General features: G+C 61.4%; 22 protein-coding genes. 11 read left to right on the top strand and 11 right to left on the bottom strand.

What is annotated here, in order from left to right; genetic code table 11:
* Positions 1-19 precede the first annotated feature (19 nt).
* Positions 20-490 carry a MarR family winged helix-turn-helix transcriptional regulator gene (locus C0058_RS21600; RefSeq protein WP_003207868.1) on the top strand — a complete coding sequence of 157 codons (471 nt, stop codon included), beginning with the start codon at positions 20-22 and terminating at the stop codon, positions 488-490.
* Between the two features lie 144 nt (positions 491-634).
* Here C0058_RS21600 and C0058_RS21595 read toward each other — a convergent pair whose 3' ends face one another.
* From C0058_RS21595 to C0058_RS21585, 3 genes are all read right to left on the bottom strand, one after another.
* Positions 635-1,654: a pyruvate dehydrogenase gene (locus C0058_RS21595; RefSeq protein ID WP_102369536.1), complete on the bottom strand. Its 1,020-nt coding sequence runs from the start codon at positions 1,652-1,654 to the stop codon at positions 635-637.
* Between the two features lie 300 nt (positions 1,655-1,954).
* Positions 1,955-2,989, bottom strand: coding sequence for an AraC family transcriptional regulator (locus C0058_RS21590; RefSeq protein WP_008431962.1), 1,035 nt, complete (start codon positions 2,987-2,989; stop codon positions 1,955-1,957).
* A 4-nt stretch (positions 2,990-2,993) separates the two neighbouring features.
* Positions 2,994-4,124 carry a carbon-nitrogen hydrolase family protein gene (locus C0058_RS21585; RefSeq protein ID WP_003207875.1) on the bottom strand — a complete coding sequence of 377 codons (1,131 nt, stop codon included), beginning with the start codon at positions 4,122-4,124 and terminating at the stop codon, positions 2,994-2,996.
* A 476-nt stretch (positions 4,125-4,600) separates the two neighbouring features.
* Between C0058_RS21585 and hutU the strand changes: the two genes are divergently transcribed.
* The 4 genes from hutU to C0058_RS21565 all read left to right on the top strand — a co-directional run bounded on the left by hutU (position 4,601) and on the right by C0058_RS21565 (position 8,657).
* Entirely contained in the window at positions 4,601-6,271 is a 1,671-nt protein-coding gene (gene hutU, locus C0058_RS21580) for a urocanate hydratase (RefSeq protein ID WP_008431964.1), read from the top strand.
* 100 nt (positions 6,272-6,371) lie between these two features.
* Positions 6,372-7,094, top strand: a complete 723-nt coding sequence (locus C0058_RS21575; RefSeq protein WP_003220032.1) for an ABC transporter permease — start codon at positions 6,372-6,374, stop codon at positions 7,092-7,094.
* A 16-nt stretch (positions 7,095-7,110) separates the two neighbouring features.
* Positions 7,111-7,848 (top strand): ABC transporter permease, encoded by a 738-nt coding sequence (locus tag C0058_RS21570; RefSeq protein ID WP_102369535.1) that lies wholly within the window; start codon positions 7,111-7,113, stop codon positions 7,846-7,848.
* Positions 7,849-7,865: 17 nt separating this feature from the next.
* Complete coding sequence (locus tag C0058_RS21565; protein ID WP_102369534.1) at positions 7,866-8,657, top strand: ABC transporter ATP-binding protein; 792 nt, start codon at positions 7,866-7,868, stop codon at positions 8,655-8,657.
* A gap of 522 nt (positions 8,658-9,179) precedes the next feature.
* Here C0058_RS21565 and C0058_RS21555 read toward each other — a convergent pair.
* The 3 genes from C0058_RS21555 to hutH all read right to left on the bottom strand — a co-directional run bounded on the left by C0058_RS21555 (position 9,180) and on the right by hutH (position 12,442).
* A complete protein-coding gene (locus C0058_RS21555) occupies positions 9,180-9,944 on the bottom strand; it encodes a transporter substrate-binding domain-containing protein (RefSeq protein WP_003212408.1) in 765 nt (254 codons plus the stop codon).
* A gap of 354 nt (positions 9,945-10,298) precedes the next feature.
* Positions 10,299-10,808 (bottom strand): prolyl-tRNA synthetase associated domain-containing protein, encoded by a 510-nt coding sequence (locus tag C0058_RS21550; RefSeq protein ID WP_102369533.1) that lies wholly within the window; start codon positions 10,806-10,808, stop codon positions 10,299-10,301.
* A gap of 92 nt (positions 10,809-10,900) precedes the next feature.
* Positions 10,901-12,442 carry a histidine ammonia-lyase gene (hutH, locus tag C0058_RS21545; protein WP_023658981.1) on the bottom strand — a complete coding sequence of 514 codons (1,542 nt, stop codon included), beginning with the start codon at positions 12,440-12,442 and terminating at the stop codon, positions 10,901-10,903.
* A gap of 135 nt (positions 12,443-12,577) precedes the next feature.
* Here hutH and C0058_RS21540 point away from each other — a divergent pair, with 135 nt between their 5' ends.
* The 3 genes from C0058_RS21540 (at position 12,578) to C0058_RS21530 (ending at position 16,630) form a co-directional block, all read left to right on the top strand.
* On the top strand, positions 12,578-13,516 hold the full coding sequence (locus C0058_RS21540; RefSeq protein WP_003212414.1) for a LysR substrate-binding domain-containing protein: 939 nt from the start codon (positions 12,578-12,580) through the stop codon (positions 13,514-13,516).
* Positions 13,517-13,633: 117 nt separating this feature from the next.
* Entirely contained in the window at positions 13,634-15,673 is a 2,040-nt protein-coding gene (locus C0058_RS21535; protein ID WP_102369532.1) for an NADPH-dependent 2,4-dienoyl-CoA reductase, read from the top strand.
* 57 nt (positions 15,674-15,730) lie between these two features.
* Positions 15,731-16,630, top strand: a complete 900-nt coding sequence (locus tag C0058_RS21530; protein WP_102369531.1) for a 1-aminocyclopropane-1-carboxylate deaminase/D-cysteine desulfhydrase — start codon at positions 15,731-15,733, stop codon at positions 16,628-16,630.
* A gap of 117 nt (positions 16,631-16,747) precedes the next feature.
* Here the strand turns inward: C0058_RS21530 and C0058_RS21525 are convergent, their stop codons facing one another.
* The 3 genes from C0058_RS21525 to C0058_RS21515 all read right to left on the bottom strand — a co-directional run bounded on the left by C0058_RS21525 (position 16,748) and on the right by C0058_RS21515 (position 19,396).
* The gene (locus tag C0058_RS21525; RefSeq protein ID WP_102369530.1) at positions 16,748-17,308 is read right to left on the bottom strand and encodes a cytochrome b; all 561 of its coding nucleotides are present in this window, start codon (positions 17,306-17,308) and stop codon (positions 16,748-16,750) included.
* Between the two features lie 123 nt (positions 17,309-17,431).
* Positions 17,432-18,259, bottom strand: a complete 828-nt coding sequence (gene phnX / locus C0058_RS21520; RefSeq protein WP_003212423.1) for a phosphonoacetaldehyde hydrolase — start codon at positions 18,257-18,259, stop codon at positions 17,432-17,434.
* Between the two features lie 27 nt (positions 18,260-18,286).
* Positions 18,287-19,396, bottom strand: coding sequence for a 2-aminoethylphosphonate--pyruvate transaminase (locus C0058_RS21515; protein WP_003212425.1), 1,110 nt, complete (start codon positions 19,394-19,396; stop codon positions 18,287-18,289).
* 112 nt (positions 19,397-19,508) lie between these two features.
* On the opposite strand from C0058_RS21515, the gene C0058_RS21510 reads away from it, so the two are divergent.
* Positions 19,509-20,366: a LysR substrate-binding domain-containing protein gene (locus C0058_RS21510; protein WP_003212427.1), complete on the top strand. Its 858-nt coding sequence runs from the start codon at positions 19,509-19,511 to the stop codon at positions 20,364-20,366.
* 125 nt (positions 20,367-20,491) lie between these two features.
* Here the strand turns inward: C0058_RS21510 and C0058_RS21505 are convergent, their stop codons facing one another.
* Positions 20,492-21,364, bottom strand: a complete 873-nt coding sequence (locus C0058_RS21505) for a LysR substrate-binding domain-containing protein (RefSeq protein WP_003212428.1) — start codon at positions 21,362-21,364, stop codon at positions 20,492-20,494.
* Positions 21,365-21,630: 266 nt separating this feature from the next.
* On the opposite strand from C0058_RS21505, the gene C0058_RS21500 reads away from it, so the two are divergent.
* Both C0058_RS21500 and C0058_RS21495 read left to right on the top strand, forming a co-directional pair.
* The gene (locus C0058_RS21500) at positions 21,631-22,944 is read left to right on the top strand and encodes an MFS transporter (RefSeq protein WP_102369529.1); all 1,314 of its coding nucleotides are present in this window, start codon (positions 21,631-21,633) and stop codon (positions 22,942-22,944) included.
* A gap of 109 nt (positions 22,945-23,053) precedes the next feature.
* The gene (locus C0058_RS21495) at positions 23,054-23,761 is read left to right on the top strand and encodes a YebC/PmpR family DNA-binding transcriptional regulator (RefSeq protein WP_102369528.1); all 708 of its coding nucleotides are present in this window, start codon (positions 23,054-23,056) and stop codon (positions 23,759-23,761) included.
* Positions 23,762-23,884: 123 nt separating this feature from the next.
* Here C0058_RS21495 and C0058_RS21490 read toward each other — a convergent pair whose 3' ends face one another.
* Positions 23,885-25,207, bottom strand: a complete 1,323-nt coding sequence (locus C0058_RS21490; RefSeq protein ID WP_102370289.1) for a leucine-rich repeat-containing protein kinase family protein — start codon at positions 25,205-25,207, stop codon at positions 23,885-23,887.
* Position 25,208 lies beyond the last annotated feature (1 nt).

Raw genomic sequence — 25,208 nt, 5'->3', positions numbered from 1 at the left:
ATTCCCCGGATGGTGTTGCATGTCGTCGAAAGAGCCTGATGTCTGGTTCCGTTTTGTTCGGGCCCACAGGACGGTCATCCGTGAAATCGAACGGCGCCTGGCCGATGCCGGTCTGCCGCCGTATGCCTGGTACGACGCTTTGTGGGGCCTGGAAAGTGGCCCCGATGGCACCCGGCGCATGCACGAATTGGCCGATGTGCTGGCCATCGAACGCTACAACCTGACGCGCCTGGTCGACCGCCTGGAAAAGGACGGCCTGGTGGTGCGTTCGCGCTCCGACGGTGACGGGCGTGCTGCCTTTGTCTCGATCACCGACGCGGGCCGGGTATTGCGTAAAAAGATGTGGAAAATCTACGAAAGCAGCGTGGATGAATTGTTTTTGTCGCAGCTCGACAGCGAGCAACGCCGGGTTTTTGCCGAGGCATTGGAACGTACCGCGGGGCTGGCGATGGAGGCGGGCGTGCAGACCCGCGGGCGACGTAAGACCTGAAGCAAAGACTCCAGGCGACGCGGATTCCGTGTGGGAGCGGGCTTGCTCGCGAAAGCGGTGTGTCAGCAACAGTAATATCAACAGGTACACCGTCTTCGCGAGCAAGCCCGCTCCCACATTTGATCTGCGATGGATTGCAGATCGTCATTTCAGGTGATATCGATTCAGGGCGTTCTCCACCTGTTCTGCTTCGATCCAGCCGTCATCCGCCAACGCCTTCAATGCCAGCACCGCTACCCAATATCGACTGGGTGCTGACGTTTCCACGGAGCCCGCACCCAATGCTACAAAACGCGCATCCACATGCCCCGCCAATTGATCGACGATAGGCTGCGGATACCCGGTGACTGCGACCACCGGCGCGCCATCCCCAGCCAGGCAATCCCTTAGATGACAACTGCGCTTCGGTGCCAACGGGTGCAGGCGGTTCCAGCGTTGCGCTGCATCCGCTTCGCGGGCCAGCCGTGTATAGCTGGGGCAACTCCACAGTTGCGCCTCGACGTTCCAATCCGTCTCGAGCAACTGCGCGGCGTGCACGACTTCTTCAAACGCTCGACCCGCACCCAGCAACCGCACCCTCAATTCACTGGTGTATGAGCGCCAGACCCGGTACATGCCCCTGAGCGCATGCTCACTATCCTGCGGGCTCAGCCCTGGCCCTTCGTGTTGATCGTGCAGTGCCAGGTAGTAGAACCCCGGCTCGCCGTCGACATACAGCGCCTGCAAACCCGCCAGCACAATCGCCCGGGCTTCCTCGCCGGAGGCCGGGTCATAAGGTGTGCAGTGAGGATTGCTGGCCAGCCATAAGGGCAGTGAAGGGGAGGGCTGGGTTGCATTGTCGTTGCACAGGATGCCCCGCTGACGGGTCTCGCCGGACAGCGCACGCAACTGCGCCGATGACGCGGCCGTGTGCAGGTACAGCATGGGTTTTTCCCCGGTATTGCGCGCGAACCAGGTGGGCCAGCTCACCACTCGGCGTGAGCGCGACTGGCCGCGAATCACCCACGCCTGCCGGCTGGACTCCAGGGTGTTGGCCATGGTCATCACGCTATACAGGGGCGAGCAGCGGGGCTGCTGCGTTGCATTCAGGGCGTCGATGCAGATCAGGGCAGAGCGTTCGGTGCTGGCAGTCATGAGCAGGGTCGCTTGGCAACGGGTGCCCATACCCTAAAGGAATTCGGCTTACGATTGCAATTGCAATGATTGCAGTTGCATCTAAAATTCATCCGGCTAAATCAAGGCAATCCTGCTACGTTTAATCCTGAAGTGCAGGAACGTCATGCCACGGACATTTTTTCGTCATGACGGCACTTTAGGCTGGTTGTGCAGGTCACTAAGCAACCCCTTTTCATAAAACAAGGAGTCAACCATGGACGATTACCAGGAAGAATTGCTCGAGTACCACGCCTTTGAACTGGATCCGCTGGATCCGGCCGATGATGCCACCGAGCTGTAAGACAGACGTCAGGCGGAATGCCGCTGACTGCGGCGAAATTCCCCTGGGGTCTGGCTGTTCCAGCGCTTGAACGCCCGTTGAAAGGCTTCCGCTGAAGCAAAACCGAGCAAATAGGCAATTTCACCGAACGCCAGTTCGGTATCGCGAATGTAGGTCATGGCCAGGTCGCGGCGAGTGTCGTTGAGAATCGCCCGGAACTGAGTCCCTTCTTCCGCCAGCTTGCGCCGCAGGGTCCAGGTCGGCAGTTTCAAGCGTGACGCCACTTCTTCCAGGTCGGGTTCCCGGCCACCATTGAGCATCGGCCCGAGCAAGCGGGTAATGCGCTCGCGCAGGCTGCGGGTGCGCGTCAACTGCTCCAGTTCCCGTTCACACAACTGCACCAGTAATTGCCAGGTACTCGGGCAGTGTTCCGGGTTGCGCAGGGCCAGGGTTTTCTGGCTCAGGCGCAGTTGGTTGTGCTCGGCGCCAAACTGGATCGGGCAGTCCCCCAGCACGCTGTAGCGCTCGCTGTAGTCCGGTGCTTCGAATTCGATTTCGATGCGTTGCGCCTGCACCGGTTGCAGGCTCAGGCTCGACAACTGATGCAGCCACCCGGCGATGATCGAATCCACCACAAAGCGGTTGTAGGCGTTGTAGGGGCTGATGGAATAGAAGCGCAACCAGGCGCCATCCGTGTCCTCGTGAAAGCTCGACTGGCCGCGATAGTTGGAGCCGTACAAGGCTTCGAAGCGCGTCAGGGTACGGGCGGCTTCGCGCACGGTGGGCGCCTGGGCGGCGGTGACCCCGGCGAGCCCGGCCTGGCTCAGGCGGCTGAGCTGGCCCATGCGCAGGCCCAGGCTGGCGTCGCCGGTCAACTGGATGGCCGCAAAGCCCAGGCGCATATAGCGCGGGATCGACAAGCGTGCACCCGCCTCGGCCAGGCGTGCCGGGTCAAGGCCGTATTGCAGCAGCAACGGTTGCGGGTCCAGGCCATGGCTGTGGATCGCATCGGCCAAGGTGTGGACGAAGCCCACCGACAAATCCCCAAGCCGCACCGGCTTCATTGAGTTACAGCCACACGTTCAGCAGGCGCGCGCCACGGGCATTGCCGTCGGCGAACACCTGGCCGTTGCTGCTGAGGAAGCTTTGCCCGGCGCTGCCCATGTCAAAGAACTGCCCGCGCAGGAACACGCTCATGCCGGCGGTGGCCTGGCTGATGGGTTGCTGGCTGATCAGGGTCAGGCGGTGCCAGGCTTCGCCTTCGCTGAGCTCTTCGGGCTTGAGGCTGATCTCGGCTGGCGTCGACACGCTTTTGAAGCCGCGCCACGGCTTGTCCCAGGTCTCGCGGCCAATCACGAAGGCCGGCACCGCCACCAACTGGGCGCCTTGCTCGTTGAGCTTGCGGTAGTTGTCCGGGTACCAGCTGTCGCTGCCGATCAGGATGCCCAGGCGCCCGGCCGGGGTATCGACCACGCTGACGCTGTTTTCATCGCCCGGCTCAATAAAGCCGCGCTCGTCAAAAATCGGATACAGCTGGCGTTGCGGCTGGCCCAGCGGCAAGCCATCGCGGTCGAAGACCACACTGGTGTTGTACAGCGCGCCATGGCCGATCTGCAGCTGGCCCTGGCTGACGCTCGGGTTGGGCAGGGCAATGGAGCCGGCCACCAGGGTCACGCCGAATTCCTTGGCCAGGCCACCGAACAGCACTTGATAGTCGCGGGCCATGGCCGGGGCCTTCATACGCAGGTAGGCGTCGTCGATACGGTCGTCACCCTTGGCGCTGATCAAGGCCCGCAGGAACAGCAGCGGGTTGCTCGCCGACAACCAGTTCATCGCTTCCTTGAGGTTGGTGGCCTGGTACAGCTCGTTCTTTTCGCCGCTGACCATCAGCCAGGTGCCGATATGTTCCGGCAGTACCACGATGGTCTTGTCGTTGATCAGGCCCTGGTCACGGGCGTTTTGCAGGTAGGCCGCCAGCTTGAGGTGCAGGCGTTCCAGGCTCTGGTAGTCGGCGGGGAACAGTTCCGGCTGGATGCCCAGCAGGTTGCCGCGGTCGGCGGGCACGCCCTGGTCGACGGCCAGGTTGATCCGCAGGTCGGACAGGTAATGGCCCACGGGGCGCTCCTGGGTCCAGACCAGATAGGCGGAAACGGCGGCGACCAGGGCCATGATGAGGGTGAAGCCAAGAAGTTTACGCATGGGGCAAATGACAACGGACCGTGTGCTGGGTTTGCATTTTCTCTCAAATTTCTGGGCTGGGTACGAAAAACCGTGGTTTGGCACGAAAATCTCAAAAGCCTTGAGTGCGTGTTTTCGCCGCGGGCCGGATCTTCCAGGGTCGACAGTAACGGGTTGTGACCACAGGTGCACGCGCGCTGGTCAATGCCGTGGGATGTTACTCGTGCGCGCACCAGCTTCTGGCAGATTGTTACTTTGTGCCTCAATACCGTGCGCAAGTTCCTCGCCAAGGTTGATTCGCGCGATGGGTTCGCGGAGGGCTGGCCGCGCAACTCAGGTGTTTCAGCGCCTTACAGGCCTCTCTGTTCAACGACGCGTGGAGTTGGCAACAACCTTGCATATGCTTGTATGTACAAGTAAAGATGTGTGCGTAAGAGTCCATGAACATCCTCTTCGCACCCATCAATGTTCGCGCATTGATCGTTGAGGATTTTTTTGTGACCAAGCCTACCCAATACCGTGACGTTGAAATCCGTGCCGCACGCGGCAACACGCTGACCGCCAAAAGCTGGCTGACTGAAGCGCCGCTGCGCATGTTGATGAACAACCTCGACCCGCAGGTTGCCGAAAATCCGAAAGAACTGGTGGTGTACGGCGGTATCGGCCGTGCGGCACGTAACTGGGAATGCTACGACAAGATCGTCGAAAGCCTGACCAACCTCAACGACGACGAAACCCTGCTGGTGCAATCCGGCAAACCCGTCGGCGTGTTCAAGACCCACAGCAACGCCCCGCGCGTGCTGATCGCCAACTCCAACCTGGTACCGCACTGGGCGAGCTGGGAGCATTTCAACGAACTGGATGCCAAGGGCCTGGCCATGTACGGCCAGATGACAGCCGGCAGCTGGATCTACATCGGCAGCCAGGGCATCGTGCAGGGCACCTACGAAACCTTCGTCGAAGCCGGTCGCCAGCACTACAACGATGACCTCAAGGGCCGTTGGGTCCTGACTGCCGGCCTCGGCGGCATGGGCGGCGCCCAGCCACTGGCCGCGACCCTGGCCGGTGCCTGCTCGCTGAACATCGAATGCCAGCAGGTCAGCATCGACTTCCGCCTGAGCAGCCGCTACGTCGACGAACAAGCCACCGACCTTGACGACGCCCTGGCGCGCATCGACAAATACACCAAGGCCGGCCAGGCGATCTCCATCGCGTTGCTGGGCAACGCCGCTGAAATCCTTCCGGAACTGGTCAAGCGCGGCGTGCGCCCGGACATGGTCACCGACCAGACCAGCGCCCACGACCCGCTCAACGGCTACCTGCCCGCCGGCTGGACCTGGGACGAATACCGCGCCCGCGCCAAGACCGAACCGGCCGAAGTGATCAAGGCCGCCAAGCAGTCGATGGCTGTGCACGTCAAGGCCATGCTCGAGTTCCAGAAACAAGGCATCCCGACGTTCGACTACGGCAACAACATCCGTCAGATGGCGCAAGAAGTGGGCGTGGAAAACGCCTTCGACTTCCCGGGTTTCGTCCCGGCCTACATCCGTCCGCTGTTCTGCCGTGGCATCGGCCCGTTCCGTTGGGCGGCACTGTCGGGCGACCCGCAAGACATCTACAAGACCGACGCCAAAGTCAAAGAGCTGATCCCGGACGACGCGCACCTGCACAACTGGCTGGACATGGCCCGCGAGCGCATCAGCTTCCAGGGCCTGCCGGCGCGTATCTGCTGGGTTGGCCTGGGCCAGCGCGCCAAGCTCGGCCTGGCATTCAACGAAATGGTGCGCAGCGGCGAGCTGTCGGCACCCATCGTGATCGGCCGCGACCACCTGGACTCCGGCTCGGTGGCCAGCCCCAACCGTGAAACCGAATCGATGCAGGACGGCTCCGACGCCGTGTCCGACTGGCCACTGCTCAACGCCCTGCTCAACACCGCCAGCGGCGCGACCTGGGTTTCGTTGCATCACGGCGGCGGCGTCGGCATGGGCTTCTCCCAGCACTCGGGCATGGTGATTGTCTGCGACGGTACCGACGAAGCCGCCGAGCGTATCGCGCGCGTGCTGCACAACGACCCGGCGACCGGCGTGATGCGTCATGCGGATGCGGGCTACCAGATCGCGATTGATTGCGCCAAGGAGCAGGGTTTGAACCTGCCGATGGTCAAGTAAACCAGGCAGGCAGTTGCACCCTTTGCTTCATGGACGTCGGGCAGGTTGAGACGGATTTCAAGGTTCCGGTGCTTTATGTGTTTTCGGTAGGAGTGACTTGATGAGTCTCATGCAGATGCTCAGTTTTGGCGACACGGGTTGGGGGATGGCCTTGCTCAAGGCCGCCCTCATGACCGTGTTGTTGACCCTTGCGGCGCTGGTGGTCGGTGCGCTGGTCGGCAGCCTGGTGGCCATGGCCAAGCTTTCCAAAAAGCGTGCCTTGCGATACCTGGGGGATGCGTATTCCATCCTGTTCCGGGGGATTCCGGAGCTGTTGGTGATCTACCTGTTCTATTTCGGCGGTGCCAGTGTGGTGACGGCCGTCAATCACTGGTTTGGCGGTGAAGGCTATGTCGATGTCCCGCCGTTCATGGTGGGGGCCATCGCCGTCGGATTGATCTCGGCGTCGTATCAGGCTGAGGTCTATCGCGGTGCCTTTATCGCGGTGGCCAAGGGTGAGCTTGAGGCAGCACTGGCGATCGGCATGAACCGCGCAACGCGGATTCGCCGGGTGCTGATCCCGCAGATCTGGCGGTACGCGCTGCCGGGCCTGGGCAACGTCTGGCAAATGAGCCTGAAAGACTCCGCGCTGATTTCGGTGATTGGCCTGGTGGAACTGATGCGCGCCAGCCAGGTGGCGGCGGGTTCCACGCGCCAGTACTTCACGTTCTACATCGTCGGCGGCGTGTGCTACCTGATTCTGACCGGACTTTCGGGCCGTCTTTTCAATATTGCCGAAGCGCGCGTACAGCGTACGCAGCGGCGCAATCCTGCACAGTCGTGAGAAGGGACCGTTTGCCATGATCGATTTCGCCTTTCTTGCCGACACCATGCTCAAGTTGCTGGGTGCCTTGCCCATCACCCTGGCCTTGTTTTTTTCGTCCCTGACCCTGGGGTTGCTGCTGTCGCTGGGCGTGGTGTCCATGCGCGTCAGCCGCTGGCCATTCCTCAGCTACCCGGCGCGTTTCTACATCATGCTGTTTCGCGGCACGCCGCTGATGATCCAGATGTTCCTGATCTATTACGGCCTGGGGCAGTTCCCGGCGATTCGCGACAGCTTCCTGTGGGTGGTGTTGAGGTCGCCTTATGGCTGCGCCGTGGTCTCCCTGGCGCTGTGCACCGCCGGTTACACCGCTGAAATCATTCGCGGTGGCCTGCTGAGCGTGCCTCAAGGGCAGATCGAAGCGGGGCAGGCGGTAGGCATGGGGCGTTGGACCCTGCTGTGGCGAGTGATCGGCCCCGTCACCTTGCGCCAGGCGCTTCCGGCCTATTCCACCGAGGCCATCTTGCTGGTCAAGTCCACCGCGCTGGCCAGCCTGGTCACCGTGTGGGACGTCACCGGCGTGGCGCAACAAATCATCCAGCGTACCTACCGCACCATGGAAGTGTTCATTTGTGCGGCGTTGATCTACCTGATCCTGAATTTCCTGGTGGTGCGTGTGGTGGCCTGGATTGAACATCGTCTGTCGCCCCATCTGCGTGAGCGGCCGAAAGACCTGCCGGTCAAGCAAACCCCCGAACCTATTTCTCATTCCTGATTGCAGCGGAGCTTGTCATGAGTACTCAGATTCAGAGCGCCCTTACGGTTAACAACATTCACAAGGCTTTCGGTTCGGCACAGGTTCTCAAGGGGATTTCGCTGGAGGCTCACAAAGGTGACGTGATTTCCATCCTCGGTGCCAGCGGTTCGGGCAAGAGCACTTTCCTGCGTTGTATCAACCTGCTGGAAATCCCGGACGAGGGCAGTATTGTGCTCGACGGCGAAACCATCGAGCTCAAGCGCCAGCGCAACGGTCGGTTGTTGCCTGGCAGCACGCGGCAGGTGGAGACCATGCGCAGCAAGCTGGGCATGGTGTTCCAGAGTTTTAACCTGTGGTCGCATATGACGGTTTTGCAAAATGTCATCGAGGGGCCGATGCGGGTGCTCAAGCGTTCGAAGGCCGAGTGTGTGGAGGAAGCTGAGCAACTGCTGCACAAGGTGGGGCTTTATGATCGCCGTGATTATTACCCGGCGCATTTGTCGGGTGGGCAGCAGCAGCGGGTGGCGATTGCCCGGGCGTTGGCGATGAACCCGCAAGTAATGTTGTTTGATGAGCCGACGTCGGCGCTGGACCCGGAGTTGGTGGGGGAGGTGTTGCGGGTGATGCGGTCGCTGGCCGAGGAAGGGCGGACCATGTTGGTGGTGACCCATGAGATGGGGTTTGCGCGGCATGTGTCCAATCGGGTGGTGTTTATGGCCAATGGGTTGATTGATGCCCAGGGCACGCCGGCGGAGTTGTTTGAGGGGTTGCCGACGGAGCGGTTTCGGCAGTTTGTATCGAGTCATACGCAGCGTAGTGCGGAGTAGTGGAGTGTTAAAAGCAAAGGCAAGATCCAGAGCGAAAGCAGAGCTGCTTTTCTGTAGGAGCTGGCTTGCCGGCGATGCAGACACCTCGGTGTATCAGGTACACCCAGTTGATGCCATCGCCGGCAAGCCAGCTCCTACAGTGGACCGTGCCCGCTTTTGATTTTTGCTTGTGCCTTTGCTTCACAACACTCAAGCCGGCCGGTAGGCCGCTGTGCTGTTGATCTGCTTTTGATCTTGATCTTAGGCGCCCCGTTAAACCACGCTGGCCGAACGCAGGCTTTGGAGCGTGGGTAACCCGGCAGGACGCCGGGTTAGCCGTCCTGGGCCAGGGATGGCCCATGACGGCGGCCCACGCTCCAAAGCCGGAGTGAGGGCACTCCGAGCCTAAGCGAGGAGCCGAGTGGTGGGGCAAGAGCGTTTTGCTTACTTTTGCGCTGTTCAAAAGTGAGCCGCTGTAAGAGCGGAACCAATCTCAGCCATCACCCAAATAACGGATATGCCCCCACCCCAACCAGGAACGCCTCAGGACTTAGGCGTCAAATCCACCTTGAACCATTTTTCGCTGAGTTTCTTAACAGTCCCATCAGCAATCGCTTCTTTCAACGCCGCATCAAACTTGGCCTTCAACTCCGGATCGCTCTTGCGAAAACCCAGGCCCTCGCCATCACCCCAGATAGGGCCTTTGATCTGCGGCCCGGTATACGCCAGCCCCTTGTTCTCAGGCTTGGACATGATCGAATCAAGGAACGTAACGTCATCAAAAATCGCGTCAATACGGCCCGATTGCAGATCAAGAATCGCATCGGCCGACGTGTTGTACTCACGAATCGTCGCCACGTCCTTGAAGTTCTCATCAATGAACTTGGTGTAAATGATGCCTGAAGCGATCCCGATGGTTTTACCCTTCAGCGCCTGACGCAACGGCTCGATCGCATCGTGAATCGCCTTCGGATCAGCACTCAGCGTAATCGCATTCGCCGCCCCGGTTTTACCCGGCAGCAACGCCGCATCCTGCGCGACAAAGTTGGCCGGCGTCTGCGCGTAGGGAATCGAAAAATCCATGACCTGCTTACGGTCGTCAGTGATAACGATCGCATCCATCAACACATCAAACTTCCCTGCGTTGAGACTGGCAATCATTCCATCCCAGTTCTGCACGGTGATCTTGCACTGCAGCTTCATCTTGGCGCACAGGTAGTCCATCAGCTCAGGCTCGAAACCACTGATCTTCCCGCCTGGCAATGTCAGGTTCCAGGGCTCGTACGCGCCCTCGGTCGCGATGTTCACGGACGTCCAGTCCTTTGCCTGCAGTCCGGAAGCACTTGCCATCACTAGGGTCGCTACAGCAACAGAGCCTAACCAATTCGATTTTTTAGCGGTCATTTCTATTTCCTACCAATGTTTTGATGTGGGCTTAGGACTTTTTTCTCGAACGCATACAGGTTTGGGGACTGGCCGATTCGCTCTCCAGTCTGCACATGACTCCACATGTACATACATGTCATTGCAAAATATTTGCCAGCTTTTAAAAATAAATAACCTGTTGATTTTCAAGGAAATTAAACATGGTTAGAAAATGTGCGCGGTTTTTTCGCCCTGTTTTGGGTCGATAGGTAGCGTTTTGCACCCACCCGTGCGCTGTCAGGTGTCAGGCGTGGGGGCAGGGTTCGCGGTGAGTATTGGCGTGAATCCCAGGTGCTCAAGCAGTCGCGCCATATCGCGGACTGCGATCGACAGGGTCGCGGTATTCACCAGTGGATGGCAGAGAATCCTGTCGCCGTTCCACACCTCTTCGGCGATCACAACCTGGGTGACGCGCTGCACGTCATTGCACAACCCCAGCAATGACACCGCTCCCGGCTCCACGCCCAGGGTTTCCATCAGGCGGCGCGGCGAGGCGAATCTCAGGCCCTTGAGGCCGAGGGTTTGCGAGAGTGCACGCAGGTCCAGGCGCTGCTCGCTCTTGAGCACCACCAGGGTGGGATTCAAGCCTTTGGCATCGCACAGGAAGATGTTCTTGACCGCCTGCCCGCTGATTCCGATGTCCAGTTTGTCGGCTTCTTCGCAGGTGCGCACGGCGCTGTGTTCCACGTATTCATAGGCAATGGAGCAGGTGTCGAGCAGGTGTAGAACGTCTTTGGGTTGAAGCATTGGCAAGGTCCCCGGGTATCGCTTTGTCTGCGCCAAAAATGGCAAAGGCCCGCCGTCCGAAAAGGAGGGCAGGCCGTTTGACGGCGTGGTTGTCAGTTCAGGTGATGGGCCACCAGGTCGTTGATTTTCCCGCTGCGCACCTGGTCAATCACACTGGCCATGTCAGCGTAAAACGCGCGGTCGTTATCCGCCACCGGCACTTCACTGCGCACCAGGTCATAGACCGCCTTGGTCGCGGTCGATGCCTTGTTCACATCGTGGAAATCCAGGGCCTGGCACGCGACCAGCACTTCGATGGCCACCACCGACTGGAGTTTTTGCGAGACTTTGTAGGCCTTGATCACCGCGTTGTAGGCCAGGCTGACCGGGTCTTCCTGGTTGCCGCAGGTAGAGACGCTGTCGATCGACGATGGCATCGACAGGGTTTTCATTTCGGCGTACAGCCCGGCGGCGGTGTACTGGACGATCATGTAGCCGCTGTTCAGGCCCGGGTTGCGCACCAGGAAGGCCGGCATTTCGCTGAAGTGCGAGTTGATCATGCGGTCGGTCCGGCGCTCGGAAATTTTCGCCAGGTTGGTCAGCGCCACACACAGTGTGTCGGCTGCAATCCCGATGTAGGTGCCGTCGAAGTTGGCGCCGGAAATCGCGATACCGTCACCGTCGTCCAGCGGGAAAATCACCGGGTTGTCGCCCGAAGAATTGATTTCGCGCTCGATGGTTTCCCGCGCGTAGTTGATGAACTGCCGGGAAGCACCATGCACTTGGGGGATGGCACGCAGGCTGTAGACGTCCTGCAGGCGGTAATCGATGTTGTCTGCGATGAGCTGGCTGTCGTGCAGAATAGCCTTGATATTGGCGGCGGTTGCGGCCTGTGCGGGGTGAGCCTTGATCGAGTGGTAGCGCGGGTCGAACGCGCGGATGGTGCCCTTGAGCGCCTCCAGCGACATGGCCGCCGCCACGTCCGCCAGGTCGGCAGCCTGCATCGCGTTGTACAGCGCCAGCGTAGCGATGGCGGTCACCGACGTGGTGCCGTTCAACATCGCCAGGCCTTCCTTGCACTGCAGGTCGGTCGGTTGCAGGCCGACCTGTTGCAGGGCGGTTGCGCCATCCACCAGTGCACCGCCCTTGACGCTGGCGCGGCCTTCGCCGAGCAGCACCAGGGCCAGGTGGCCTTCTACCGCGAGGTAACCCACCGAGCCTTCGCCCGGCGCAAAGGGCACCACGTCGTGGTTGAGCAGGCCGGCGATCAGTTCCAGCAGTTCCAGGCGCACCCCGGAGTAGCCTTTGCCCAGGCTGATCAACACCATCAACTGGATCGCCCGCACCTGTTCACGCACCAGCGGTTCGCCGACGGAAACAGCGTGGGAACGCACGATGTTGACTTGCAGTTCCTTGGCGTTTTCCGGCGAGATCACATGCCGCACGTTGTCGCCAAAACCGGTGGTCACGCCGTACACCAAACGGTTTTCATCGAGGAATCGCTCGATCAACCCACGGGACTTTTTAACCCGGTTCTTGTAACTGTCGGCAAACGAAACAGTGGCCGAATAGCGGGCGATCGCCACGAACTCTTCGATGCTGGGTTCTCTGTCGCCTAACACGACATGGGTAATTTGTTCAGGCAGGGTTTTCATCAGCGACTCCAGCAGGGCGTAACGCAATGGGGTGGGAAGTGGTTTAACTCTACGGGTTGCACTGACTGAAGAAAATATGAGGTTTTCTGTTACTTTTAGTAGAAAATCTAAACTGCTGAAGTCGCGAGATTCCCCATGAGCCGTTTACCGCCGTTGCGCGCGTTGCAAGTGTTTGAAGTGGTGGGCCACTGCGCCGGTATGTCCCAGGCGGCGATTCGCCTGGGGATCTCGGTGGGCGCTGTCAGCCAGCAAATGAAACTGCTCGAAGATGCCCTGGGCATGAAGCTGACGCTCAAGGACGGCCAGCGCCTGCGCTTGAACAGCGTCGGCGAACGCCTGCACGCCCGCTGCACCGCGGCGTTCGAAGAACTCAGGCTGGCGGTGGCCGAGGCCGAGCGGGCGAAGAATCCCAACAACCTGTATATCAGTTGCCTGCCTTCGCTGATGACCAAATGGCTGTCGCCGCTGATCGACGAGTGGGGGCAGGACGAAACCGACCTGGACATCTACCTCGACAGCACCCTCGATGATGCATCGGGGGAGGAAAGTGCCGACTTTCGCATCGGTTATGGCGAGCACCCCGAGCATGCCGGGCATAGCGTGCCGCTGTTCCGCGATTGTGTGGTGCCCACTTGTTCACCGCAGTTGCTGGAACGGGTTGCGTGCGCGCGGGACTTGCTCGATTACCGCCTGATCGGCATCGACTCGCGGCCCAAATTCGATTCGCCGCCTTCGTGGACCCAATGGTTCAGCGAGCTGGAAGGGCAAACCGGCCAGCCCATCGTGATCCGCCGCAATTACTCATCATCGATTACCGCGATCCAGGCGGCCATCGACCGGCAAGGCATCGTGCTGGCGCAGTTCTCAATGATCGCCGGGGACCTGCGCGCCGGTCGGCTGGTGATTCCCTGGCGGTTCGCCGTGCCGCTGGCGGCGCCGTACTACCTGAGTTGGCACCCCAATACCCTGCACAAACAGCAGTGCCGTGGGTTTCAACGCTGGATGATTGGGCAGGGGCAGAAACAGGAGAAAATTACCGCTGCCATGCTTTCTGCTGCGCACTTTGATCATTAAGTTGTCACTTACGGTCATTGAGCGCCAGCCGGCGGACTCTTAGTCTGTGGGACATAAACCGATGGAGTGCCATTCGAGCGCTCCACGTCCCGTGATGATCCGTTGTGGAGCTGTACCATGACCGCTGCTGCCTACCCGCACTTGCTGGCCCCGTTGGACCTGGGTTTTACCACCCTGCGCAACCGCACCCTGATGGGCTCGATGCACACCGGCCTTGAAGAAAAACCCGGTGGCTTCGAGCGCATGGCGGCCTATTTTGCCGAACGTGCCCGTGGCGGCGTGGGCCTGATGGTCACCGGAGGCATTGGCCCCAACGATGAAGGTGGGGTGTATGGCGGTGCGGCCAAGCTGACCACCGACGAAGAAGCGCAGAAGCACAAGATCGTCACCCGGGCGGTGCACGAGGCGGGCGGCAAGATCTGCATGCAGATCCTCCACGCCGGGCGTTATGCCTACAGCCCGAAGCAGGTGGCACCGAGCGCAATCCAGGCGCCGATCAACCCGTTCAAGCCCAAAGAGCTGGACGAAGAAGGCATCGAAAAACAGATCAATGATTTCGTCACCTGCTCGGTGCTGGCCCAGGTCGCCGAGTACGACGGCGTGGAAATCATGGGTTCGGAAGGCTACTTCATCAACCAGTTCCTCGCCGCCCACACCAACCACCGCACCGACCGTTGGGGTGGCAGCTACGAAAACCGCATGCGTCTGCCGGTGGAAATCGTGCGCCGGGTGCGCGAAGCCGTAGGCCCGAATTTCATCATCATCTTCCGCCTGTCGATGCTCGACCTGGTGGAAGGCGGCAGCACCTGGGAAGAGATCGTGCAGTTGGCCAAGGCCATCGAGCAGGCCGGTGCAACGATCATCAACACCGGCATCGGCTGGCACGAAGCGCGGATCCCGACCATCGCCACCAAGGTGCCGCGTGGCGCGTTCAGCAAGGTCACCGCGAAGTTGCGCGGTGCGGTGCAGATTCCATTGATCACCACCAACCGAATCAACACCCCGGAAATCGCCGAGCAGATTTTGGCCGAAGGCGATGCCGACATGGTCTCGATGGCTCGCCCATTCCTCGCCGACCCGGACTTCGTCAACAAGGCTGCCGAAGGCCGCGCCGATGAGATCAACACCTGCATCGGCTGCAACCAGGCCTGCCTGGACCACACCTTCGGCGGCAAGCTGACCACCTGCCTGGTCAACCCGCGTGCGTGCTACGAGACCGAGCTCAACTACCTGCCGGTCAAGCAGATCAAGAAAATCGCCGTGGTCGGTGCCGGTCCTGCGGGCCTGGCGGCCGCCACCGTCGCCGCCGAACGTGGGCATCAAGTGACGCTGTTCGATTCGGCCAGCGAGATCGGCGGCCAGTTCAACATCGCCAAGCGTGTGCCGGGCAAGGAAGAGTTCTTCGAGACCCTGCGCTACTTCAAGCGCAAGTTGCAGACCACTCACGTCGAACTGTGCCTGGACACCCGGGTCGACGTTGAGCAGCTTGTTGCGGGCGGTTATGACGAGATCATCCTCGCGACCGGCATCGCGCCGCGTATTCCGGCGATTCCCGGCGTGGAAAACGCCAAGGTATTGAGCTACCTCGACGTGATCCTGGAGCGTAAGCCGGTGGGCCATCGCGTGGCGGTGATTGGTGCCGGCGGTATCGGTTTTGACGTCTCGGAATTCCTCGTGCACCAGGGCGTGTCCACCAGCCTGGACCGCGAGGCGTTCTGGAAAGAGTGGGGCATCGACACCCACCTGGAAGCCCGCGGCGGTGTGGCCGGGATCAAGCCCGAGCGCCATGCGCCGGCGCGTGAAGTGTTCCTGTTGCAGCGCAAGACCTCCAAGGTCGGCGACGGCCTGGGCAAGACCACCGGCTGGATCCACCGCACCGGCTTGAAGAACAAGCAGGTGCAGATGCTCAACAGTGTCGAGTACCTGAAGATCGACGATGAGGGCCTGCACATCCGCATCGGCGCCGAGGGTGAACCGAAGGTGCTGGCGGTGGACAACATCGTGATCTGCGCCGGGCAGGACCCGCTGCGGGAATTGCAGGATGGCCTGGTGGCGGCCGGGCAGAACGTGCACCTGATCGGCGGCGCGGACGTGGCGGCCGAACTGGATGCCAAGCGCGCCATCAACCAGGGTTCGCGCCTGGCGGCCGAGCTGTAAGCACGTAAAAGGGGCGGTGGTAGACTACCGCCCCTTTTCTTGTGCAGAACCGCCCTCATGGGTCCTTTCGACTGGCTCCCCCACGCGCCCCTTGAACCCCTGAAGCTGGACTGGATGGGGCCGGTGGAAGTCGCCGTGCTGCGCCTGGATCGCATCGACCCGCTGATCAGCGGCAACAAGTGGTTCAAGCTCACCGAGCACCTGGCGCAAGGCCGGGCGGCGGGCGCCAGCGGGATCATCAGCCTGGGCGGCGCTTACTCCAATCACCTGCATGCACTGGCGGCGGCCGGGAAACGCTTCGGCTTTCCTACCGTTGGCTTGCTGCGTGGCCATCCGCAAGACACTCCCACGGTGCTCGACCTCAAGGCCTTCGGCATGCAACTGCATTGGCTGGGGTATGGCGGCTATCGCGCGCGCAACGAGCCGGACTTCTGGCTGCCCTGGCGCGAGCAGTATCCGCACCTGCACCCGGTACCTGAAGGCGGCGGGGGCCTGGCGGGCGCGTTGGGTTGCGGAGTTTTGGTGAATCAGGCGCAGGCGCAATTAAACGGCCTGGGCTGGACGGACTATCACGGTTGGTGGCTGGCGGCAGGCACCGGTACTACATTGGCGGGATTGGTGCTGGCGGAGGCGGGCGCGCATCCGGTATATGGCGCCCTGGCGGTGCCCGACGACCACGGGGTGGCGCAACAGGTGCAGGCGCTTGTGCAGCAGGGTTATGAATTGCTGGAGGCCAGCCGGGGCGGCTTTGCCAAGGTTGATCCGGAGTTGCTGGCCTTTATCGACGCTACCGAGCAAGCCTGTGGCCTGGCGCTGGAGCCGCTGTATACCGGCAAAGCGTTATTGGCGTTGAAACTACAGATTGAAGCCGGGAGATTTTCCCCCGGCACCCGCCTGATCTTCGTCCACACCGGTGGCCTGCAGGGCCGCCGGGGTTTCCCTGTTGCACCCGGTTAATGTAGGCGCTGGCTTGCCTGCGATGCAGACACCGCCGTGTATCAGTGGCACCGAGGTGATGCTATCGCAGGCAAGCCAGCTCCCACACTAGCCAGCTGCCACATTCAATCCGTGGGCTTACCGAATGCTCCCTCTCTTGCCGGGCATCATCCTCAACGCAGTGTTGTCTCGCAGCACATAGTGATGGGCCAATCCGGCCAACGCATGCAGCCCGATCAGCCAGTAGCCGATCTTGCCGAACAGCACGTGCCAGTTTTCAATTTCCTTGGCCAACGCTTTGTTCTCGGCAATCAGCGGCGGCAACTCGATGCCGTAGAACATCACCGAATGCCCCTCGGCGCTGACGATCAGCCAGCCGGCGATGGGCATGCCGATCATCAAGGCGTACAGCGCCATGTGCATCAGGGTGGCGAGGAGGGTTTGCCATTGCGGCGGGGCAGGGACGATCTTCGGTGCCACGCCCAGGCTGCGGGCGAACAACCGTAGCCATACCAGCACAAACACCGTCAGGCCGAACATGAAGTGCATTTCCACGATCAACGTACGTGCGCCGCTGCCTTTGGGAAACTGCCCGCGTAACTCAATGCAGGCGTAGACCACCGCCAGCAGCACCACCATCAGCCAGTGCAACGCAATCGACATGGTGCTGTAACGCGTATCGGAATTTTTCCAGGGCATCGCTTTCTTCCTCACTCATCAGGGCAAACCTCCGTTCTTTCGCGACGGAGTCCTTTCAATGTAAGCCTGTTTTACGAGGTTTGCCCGTGAGAGGAAGACGAAGAAGCGATGTTTTGACACCGATCAGTTGCCCTGCGGCATTTCACCCCGTGCCAGGCGCTGGTTGATGTCGGCGATCACCGCAGGCAGGTCGGTGATGGTGTCGATCATGTAGTGTGGGCGCGAGCCTTCGAACATGGCCTGGATACGCGTGCGTTCGCTGGCGAGTGTGCCGGCGTCGAGGGCGCGGAACTGCTCGTAGGTCAGGCCCAGGGCGTTGCCCGAGCAGGTCAGCGCCACGGTCCACATCCCGGCGCGACGGCCTTCGAGGATGCCCGGCACGGTGTCGTCGATCTTCACGCAGGCCGCTACGTCATCGATCCCGAGGGCGATCACGTTGGCCAGGGCCTGGGCCGGCCATGGTCGGCCGTTGGGTACTTCGTCGGTGGCGACCACGTGGTCGGCGATATAGCCATTGGTGGCAGCCAGTTCGACAACCTTGTCCATCACCTGCTTGGGGTAGCCGGAGCACGAACCGATCTTGATCCCTTGCTGGCGCAGGTTGGCGATAGTGTCCAGGGCACCGGGGATCAATGCCGAGTGCTCGGCGATCTTCTCGATCTGCAGCGGCATGAAGCGCTGGTAGATGGCGGTCACATCATCGTCAGTCGGTGTGCGGCCGAAGGCCTTGCGGTAACGCTCGGCCACCTGCGGCTGGTCGCACAGGGTGCGGATGTGGTCCCACTTGCCCATGCCCATCGGGCCACGGGCTTCCTCGATGGAGACCTGCACGTCGAACTCGGCGAAGGCTTCGACAAAAATCTGCGTGGGCGCGAACGAGCCGAAATCGACCACGGTGCCGGCCCAGTCGAGGATCGCGGCTTGAAGCTGGGTTGGGTTTGCGTAGTTCATGGTTCAGATCCTGTGAGTAGTGGGCAGTCAGATGTCGAGCACGTTCATTTCTTGCAGCACCTCGGCTACCGCCGCTACCGCGGCTTGCATCTCGGCCTGGTTCACATGGCCGATGCAGCCCACGCGGAAGGTTTCCACCTGGGTCAATTTGCCGGGATAAAGGATGAAGCCCTTGGCCTTGACCCGTTCGTAGAACTCCTTGAACTGGTAGCGCGGGTCTTTCGGCGCGTGGAAGGTAACGATGATCGGCGCCTGGATCGCGGCGGGCAGGAAGCTGCGCAGGCCCAGTTCGGCCATGCCGTCCAGCAATGCCTGGCAGTTGTCGGCGTAGCGCTGGTGCCGGGCGGGCAGGCCGCCTTCTTCGTTGTATTGCAGCAGCGCTTCGTGCAGCGCCGCCACCACGTGGGTCGGCGGTGTGAAGCGCCATTGGCCGGTCTTGGCCATGTAGCTGTGCTGGTCGAAAAGGTCCATCGCCAGGGAGTGGCAGTTGCCTTGGGCTGCAGCCAGCGCCTGCTTTTCAGCGAACACAAAACCCATCCCCGGTACGCCTTCCAGGCACTTGCCGGAGGCGGCGATCAGCGCGTCGAACGGCACCTCGCGGGCGTCGATCGGCAGCGCGCCGAAGGAGCTCATGGCGTCGATAATCAGGCGCTTGCCGTGGCGGGCGATGACCTGGGCGATCTCGGGCAACGGGTTGAGAATCCCGGTGCTGGTTTCGCAATGGATCAGTGCGACGTGGGTGATGCCCTTGTCGGCGTGCAACAGGCGGTCGACGTCGGCGGCGGTGGTGGGTTCGTCCTCGGCAGTTTCAAAGGTACTGAACTCGCGGCCGAGCACTTCGCAAATCTTCGCCAGGCGCTTGCCGTAGGCGCCGTTGATCAGCACCAGCACCTTGCCGTCCCGTGGCACGAGGGTGCCGATGGCCGCTTCCACGGCAAAGGTGCCGCTGCCTTGCAATGGCACGCAATGGTGGCTGGCGGTGCCGTTGACGATCACCAGCAGTTGCTCGCAAAGACTGGCGGTCAGTTGATTGAAGCGGTCATCCCATGAACCCCAGTCGACCATCATGGCCTGGCGGGTGCGGGCCGAGGTGGTCAAGGGCCCCGGGGTCAGCAGGATCGGCGCGGCAGTGCTCATTCGTGTGTCCTCGCAAAACATTGGGATGAAGTTACGGCGCCTAAATTGCAGTTTGGCTTGTCATCAATCAAATTGTTTGTTGTTATGCGAGCTATCAGTGAGGCCGATAGCTATGAACCTGTTTCAACTGCGTGCGTTTGATGCGGTGGCCCGCGAGGGCAGTTTTACCCGGGCGGCCGAGCGCCTGTTCATCAGCCAGCCGGCGGTGACCGGGCATATCAAGGCGCTGGAGGAGCACTACCAGATCGCGCTGCTGCGGCGTACCGCGCGGCGGGTGGAGTTGACCGAGGAGGGCACCAAACTCGCGGCGATCACCCGGGCGATCTTCGGCCTGGTGGAAGAGGCGCAGACGTTGCTGGAGGCCAACCGGCAATTACTTACCGGGCGCCTGGAAGTGGCGGCGGACGGGCCGCACATGGTCATGCCGATGCTGGCCAGCCTACGGCAGCGGTATCCGGGGATTACTGTCAATTTGCGTCTGGGCAATGCGCAGGAAACCCTCGCGGCGCTGTTGTCGGAGCGGGCTGACGTGGCGGTGTTGACCGAGGTGGAGCCGCGCAAGGGCCTGCACTTGCAGCCGTTGATCGAGTCACGGATTTGCGCGTTGGTGCCTGCGGGGCATCCGTGGCTGGCGGAGCCTGCGGGGATTCGGCTGGAGCAATTGGATCAGGTGATCATGGTGTTGCGTGAACCCAGCTCGATCACGCGGCGGACCTTTGACGATGCCTGCGCCCAGGCCGGCGTGCAGCCCCGGGTGTTGCTGGAACTGGACAGCCGTGAGGCGGTGACGGAAGCGGTGGCGGCCGAGTTGGGGGTTGGGGTGGTGTCGTCGATGGAAGTCAGCCGGGATCCGCGGGTGCACGCGATTCCGATCCAGGGCGAGGGGCTGGTGAACCGGCATGTGATCGGGTGCATGGAGCGGCGCCGGGAGTTGCGGTTGATTCAGGCGTTTTTCGAGTTGGCGCCTTAGAGGGTGTTGGCTTGAGATCTAGTTGGCCCCTTCGCGAGCAAGCCCGCTCCCACATTCGACCGCGTTCCATCGGTAGAACTCGGTCAACTGTGGGAGCGGGCTTGCTCGCGAAGGGGCCCTCAACTTCACCGCAAACTTTCCCGCACAATCTCCAGAAACGTCGCCACCACCCGCCGCGAACTCTGCTCCTTCAAGCACACCAGTGTTTCCTTCATCCGCTGCGTACAGTCACGGATCGGCATCGCATACACCCGCGAATCTGCGCCAAACTCCGCAGCCGACACCACGCCCACGCCAATCCCCACCACCACCGCCTCCCGCGCGGCTTCGCGGCCTTCCACCTGGATCGCCGGGCGAATGCGCAGCCCGGCCTGGTGCATTTCCTGCTCCAGGGTCTGGCGGGTCACCGAGCCGATTTCCCGCAACACCAGCGGCGTATCGTCCAGGTCCGCCAGGCAGATCGACTCGCGGCCCGCCCACGGGTGGTTGCGGGCGACAAACGCGAGCAATTGGTCATCGGGCAGCGGCAGTGACAGCAGCCGCTCGTCGTCCACATCGCGCCCCAGCAGCGCGAGGTCGGCCTGGTAGTTGTACAGGCGAAACAGTGATTCATCGGTGTTGCCGGTTTCGATCTTCACGCTGATGCCCGGGTACAACTGGCAGAAGCGCGCAATCTGCGGCAGCACATGCACCGGGGCGTCCACCGCGAGTGTCAGGGTGCCGGTTTGCAAGGCGCGGGAATCCTGCAACAGCTCTTCGGCTTCCGCCGCGACGGCAAACAGACGCTGGGTGATGCTCAACAGGCGCTCGCCGAGGTCGGTCAAGCGCACCGAACGTTTGTTGCGATGAAACAGCAGCACGCCGAAACGTTCCTCAAGCTTGCGCACCTGGTCGGAAATGGCCGGCTGGCTGAGGAACAAGCGTTCGGCGGCGTGGGTAAAACTGCCGTGTACGGCCACCGCATGGAAGGCTTTGAGTTGCGCGTGAGACACCGACATCGCGAATCCTCTTACAAGCTCAGCTTATATTTGAAATACGATAAATCGATTTTACCTATTAGTCAGCCATTGCTTTGATAGCCCCAGTCGCCGTAGGTCGAGTCCTACACCTTCGGCGGCCATGGGTCTTCTGCGTGCTCACCAGCGGGACTCATCTGACCAATACCGCGCCCCTCCAAGCGCCGGTACTGCAGTGCTCAACAATAAAAATACAGGCGTTTGCTTTTCATTCTGCCGGCACACTCACACCCGAGGTCAGAACCACCATGAATACTCCCTTGAGTCACATCAAGCGTTGGCGCGTGCAGATTTTCGCCATCACCTGGCTGGCGTACGCGGCCTTCTATTTCACCCGCAAGGCTTTTTCGGTGGCCAAGCTGGGGATCGTCGACGACCCGAGTTTCCCGCTGGACAAGATGATGATGGCCAACCTGGATGGCATCTACCTGGCGGCCTACGCCGTTGGCCAATTCACCTGGGGCATGCTCGCCGACCGTTTCGGGCCGCGTGTGGTGGTACTCGGCGGGTTGCTGATTTCAGCCGCCGCCGCCCTGGTGATGGGCACGTTTGCCACGTTACCGATCTTTGTCACGTGCATGTTGATCCAGGGCCTGGCCCAGTCCACCGGCTGGTCCGGGCTGTGCAAGAACCTTGGCAGTTTCTTCCCGGCGCAGCAGCGTGGCCGGGTGCTGGGTTTATGGAGCTCGTGCTACGCCTTTGGTGGCCTGGTGGCGTCGCCGTTTGCCGGATGGTGGGCGTATACGCTGATCGGCACCTGGCATGCGGCATTTATCTCCAGTGCGGCTGTGGTCTTCGTGGTCGCGGTGCTGTTTTTCATTTTCCAGCGCAACACGCCACAGGATGTGGGGTTACCGGCAGTGGAACCGGAACCGGAACAGACTGCCGCCGAGAAGAACGCCAGTGTGCTGGAGCCGCTGCGGGCCATCTTGCGCAACCGCACGGTGTTGACCCTGGGGCTGGCGTACTTTCTGTTGAAACCGGCGCGTTACGCGATCCTGTTGTGGGGGCCGGTGATTGTGTATGAGCAGATGCCGTCGGTGGGCAAGGTCGGCGCGGCGATTGTGCCGACGGCGTTCGAGCTGGCGGGGTTGCTGGGGCCGATCATGATCGGCATGGCGTCCGACAAACTGTTCGGCGCGCGGCGCATGCCGGCCTGTGTCCTCAGCCTGCTGGCGCTGACCGTGGCCCTGGCGTTGTTCATGGGCGCCTTGCACACCGGCAGTGTGGCGCTGGTGATGGCGCTGCTGTTTGTGATGGGCCTGACCCTGTACGGGCCGGACTCGATGATCAGCAGCACCGCCGCCATCGACTTCGGCACCGCCAAGGCCGGCGCGACGGCGGCGGGGTTCGTCAACGGCTGCGGTTCGGTGGGGGCGATTCTTGGCGGCTTGCTGCCGGGCTACTTCGATACGGTCACGGTGTTTATCGTGTTTGCCGGTGCCGCGCTGTTTTCCTCCCTGGTGTTGATGCCCTATTGGAACGCCAGGCCGGCGGTGCTGGCGCAGGTGGGCGACTTCGTGCCCGACCGTGAGCGCGCCATCAATCCCTTGCGGACCTGAGGGGCATGGCCGGTTTTTTGGTGGATTAGAGTGTTTCAGCGCTATAAACTCTGCCCCCAAAGCGCCGGCCAGTAGACGTCTCGGCGCGATGGACAGAAGAGAGTGAGTCATGGGCGCACAGTGGAAAGTCAAACATAAAGAAGCGGCATCCAATGCCAAGGGCAAGATCTTCGGCAAGCTGGTGAAAGAGATCACCATTGCCGCCCGCAACGGTGCCGACACCGCCACCAACGCACACTTGCGCCTGGTGGTGGAGCAGGCCAAAAAGGCCTCGATGCCCAAGGAAACCCTGGAACGCGCGATCAAGAAAGGCGCCGGTCTGCTCGGCGAGACCGTGCAATACCACCGCGTAACCTACGAAGGTTTTGCCCCGCACCAGGTGCCGCTGATCGTTGAATGCGTGACCGACAACATCAACCGCACCGTGGCGGAAATCCGCGTGGCGTTCCGCAAGGGGCAACTCGGCGCGTCCGGCTCCGTGGCCTGGGACTTCAACCATGTAGGCCTGATCGAAGCCTCGCCGGACAGCCCGGAAGCCGATCCGGAAATGGCCGCGATTGAGGCCGGTGCCCAGGATTTCGAGGCAGGCGAAGAAGAGGGCACGACCTTGTTCATCACCGAGACCACCGACCTGGACGCCGTGCAGAAAGCCTTGCCGGAGCAGGGTTTCACCGTGCTGTCGGCCAAGCTCGGCTACATCGCGAAGAACCCGGTGAGCGGTTTGAGCGATGAGCAGATGGCCGAAGTCGAAGCCTTCCTCGAAGGCCTGGACAACCATGACGACGTGCAGGACATGTTCGTCGGGTTGGCGGGTTGATTCTGATTTGATGTGAACCCGGTCCAAATGTGGGAGCGGGCTTGCTCGCGAATACGGTGTACCAGCCAAGCATGTATTGACTGACACACCGCATTCGCGAGCAAGCCCGCTCCCACATTGGGTTTAGCGGAGTTTGGAAGACTGCAACAAGCTTGTGATTTCCTCGAACCCAGGCCGGGCCAACACATCCGGCTGGCAGCAGTTGTCCCGCAAGGTTTCCAGCGCCACGCGCTTTTCCTCGCTCAACCCCGCATCAATCCTTTCCAGCAATTCTCCCAGCAACACCCCGAACGCCCTGACTTCGATGCGCTGCAACGCGCGGGTTTCCTGGCTGTCGACCGTGGCGTGAAACGACGCTGCACCAAAGTCCCCAAGCAGACATTCACCGGCTTCATTCCACAGAATGTTGTGGCCGTACAGATCACCGTGGGTGATGCCTTGCGCGTGCAGGTGCGCCGCCACCGAAGCGATGCCCCGGGCCATGCGCAGCGCCACATCCGCGCTGAAACGGGTGGTGGGCTCGTAGATATCCCGGGTGCACGACGCCAGGCTCGGCAGGGCCGCGAGGTTGCGGTAGCTCGGTTCGATCAGTTGCATCACCAGCGCCGCCTGGCCTTCCGGGTGGTCGACGACACGGCCTTCTACCTTGATCAGGTTGGCATGCAGTCCGGCGGCGATGCAGGCGTGCATTTCGTGCAGGGGCGAGCCGTCACTGGTAATGCTGCCTTTATAGAGTTTGACCGCGACCGCCTTGACCGGCCCGTTTGACGGGGCCCAGTACGCTTTTCGGATGATTCCGGAAGCGCCTTCCCCCAGCACTTCGCTCAATTCCAGCTCGGACCAGGGAATGTTTGGCGTCGCGTCATGGCGGGCCTCTTCCACGGCCATCTCTACCGGATTACCGGCGTAGGCCAGCCAGGTCAGGCTCGGCAAACCCAGCAACCAGTCCGGCAGGCGGGTCATGCGGTTGGAAGCGATGCGGATCAATTCGAGGTTTTTGCACTGGGCGAGGCTTTGCGGCAACTGCTCCAGGTGGTTACCGGCCAGCATCAGTTTTTGCAGCAAAGGCCGTTCACCCAGTTCGTCCGGCAATTGGCTGATGTGGTTATCGGTGAGGATCAGCCAGCGCAGCAAGGGTGGCAGCGACGTCGCCGGGACACTGCTGATCTGGTTCGACTTGAAGCCGATCATGCTCAACTGCGCGCACTGGCCCAGGCATTGCGGCAGTTCGGTAAAGGCGTTTTCCGAACAGAACAGCACGCGCAAATGGGGCAGGCGGTGCAGGTCATCCGGCAGGCTGCTCAGGGCATTGCCGGTCAGGTTGAGGATTTCCAGGGAGTCGGCCAGGTCGAAGATTTCCCGAGGGAACTCGGTCAGCCCACAGCGCAGGTCCAGGCGTTTGATACCGGCCAGTTGGCCGGCCTTGAGTTGGGCAAGGGTATCCATG

This window comes from Pseudomonas sp. NC02, assembly GCF_002874965.1.
Taxonomy (GTDB): domain Bacteria; phylum Pseudomonadota; class Gammaproteobacteria; order Pseudomonadales; family Pseudomonadaceae; genus Aquipseudomonas.
This window is presented reverse-complemented; position numbering and strand designations above follow the sequence as displayed.

What these genes read in the sequence shown, in the direction of transcription:
- phnX (WP_003212423.1), bottom strand. Translation starts at nt 18,259, where the DNA reads ATGAACTACGCAAACCCAACCCAGCTTCAAGCCGCGATCCTCGACTGG.
- C0058_RS21530 (WP_102369531.1), top strand. Translation starts at nt 15,731, where the DNA reads ATGGGTCCTTTCGACTGGCTCCCCCACGCGCCCCTTGAACCCCTGAAG.
- C0058_RS21535 (WP_102369532.1), top strand. Translation starts at nt 13,634, where the DNA reads ATGACCGCTGCTGCCTACCCGCACTTGCTGGCCCCGTTGGACCTGGGT.
- C0058_RS21600 (WP_003207868.1), top strand. Translation starts at nt 20, where the DNA reads ATGTCGTCGAAAGAGCCTGATGTCTGGTTCCGTTTTGTTCGGGCCCAC.
- C0058_RS21565 (WP_102369534.1), top strand. Translation starts at nt 7,866, where the DNA reads ATGAGTACTCAGATTCAGAGCGCCCTTACGGTTAACAACATTCACAAG.
- C0058_RS21505 (WP_003212428.1), bottom strand. Translation starts at nt 21,364, where the DNA reads ATGTCGGTGTCTCACGCGCAACTCAAAGCCTTCCATGCGGTGGCCGTA.
- C0058_RS21510 (WP_003212427.1), top strand. Translation starts at nt 19,509, where the DNA reads ATGAACCTGTTTCAACTGCGTGCGTTTGATGCGGTGGCCCGCGAGGGC.
- C0058_RS21515 (WP_003212425.1), bottom strand. Translation starts at nt 19,396, where the DNA reads ATGAGCACTGCCGCGCCGATCCTGCTGACCCCGGGGCCCTTGACCACC.
- C0058_RS21490 (WP_102370289.1), bottom strand. Translation starts at nt 25,207, where the DNA reads ATGGATACCCTTGCCCAACTCAAGGCCGGCCAACTGGCCGGTATCAAA.
- C0058_RS21540 (WP_003212414.1), top strand. Translation starts at nt 12,578, where the DNA reads ATGAGCCGTTTACCGCCGTTGCGCGCGTTGCAAGTGTTTGAAGTGGTG.
- hutH (WP_023658981.1), bottom strand. Translation starts at nt 12,442, where the DNA reads ATGAAAACCCTGCCTGAACAAATTACCCATGTCGTGTTAGGCGACAGA.
- C0058_RS21500 (WP_102369529.1), top strand. Translation starts at nt 21,631, where the DNA reads ATGAATACTCCCTTGAGTCACATCAAGCGTTGGCGCGTGCAGATTTTC.
- C0058_RS21585 (WP_003207875.1), bottom strand. Translation starts at nt 4,124, where the DNA reads ATGCGTAAACTTCTTGGCTTCACCCTCATCATGGCCCTGGTCGCCGCC.
- C0058_RS21590 (WP_008431962.1), bottom strand. Translation starts at nt 2,989, where the DNA reads ATGAAGCCGGTGCGGCTTGGGGATTTGTCGGTGGGCTTCGTCCACACC.
- C0058_RS21595 (WP_102369536.1), bottom strand. Translation starts at nt 1,654, where the DNA reads ATGGGCACCCGTTGCCAAGCGACCCTGCTCATGACTGCCAGCACCGAA.
- C0058_RS21550 (WP_102369533.1), bottom strand. Translation starts at nt 10,808, where the DNA reads ATGCTTCAACCCAAAGACGTTCTACACCTGCTCGACACCTGCTCCATT.
- C0058_RS21495 (WP_102369528.1), top strand. Translation starts at nt 23,054, where the DNA reads ATGGGCGCACAGTGGAAAGTCAAACATAAAGAAGCGGCATCCAATGCC.
- C0058_RS21525 (WP_102369530.1), bottom strand. Translation starts at nt 17,308, where the DNA reads ATGCCCTGGAAAAATTCCGATACGCGTTACAGCACCATGTCGATTGCG.
- C0058_RS21570 (WP_102369535.1), top strand. Translation starts at nt 7,111, where the DNA reads ATGATCGATTTCGCCTTTCTTGCCGACACCATGCTCAAGTTGCTGGGT.
- C0058_RS21575 (WP_003220032.1), top strand. Translation starts at nt 6,372, where the DNA reads ATGAGTCTCATGCAGATGCTCAGTTTTGGCGACACGGGTTGGGGGATG.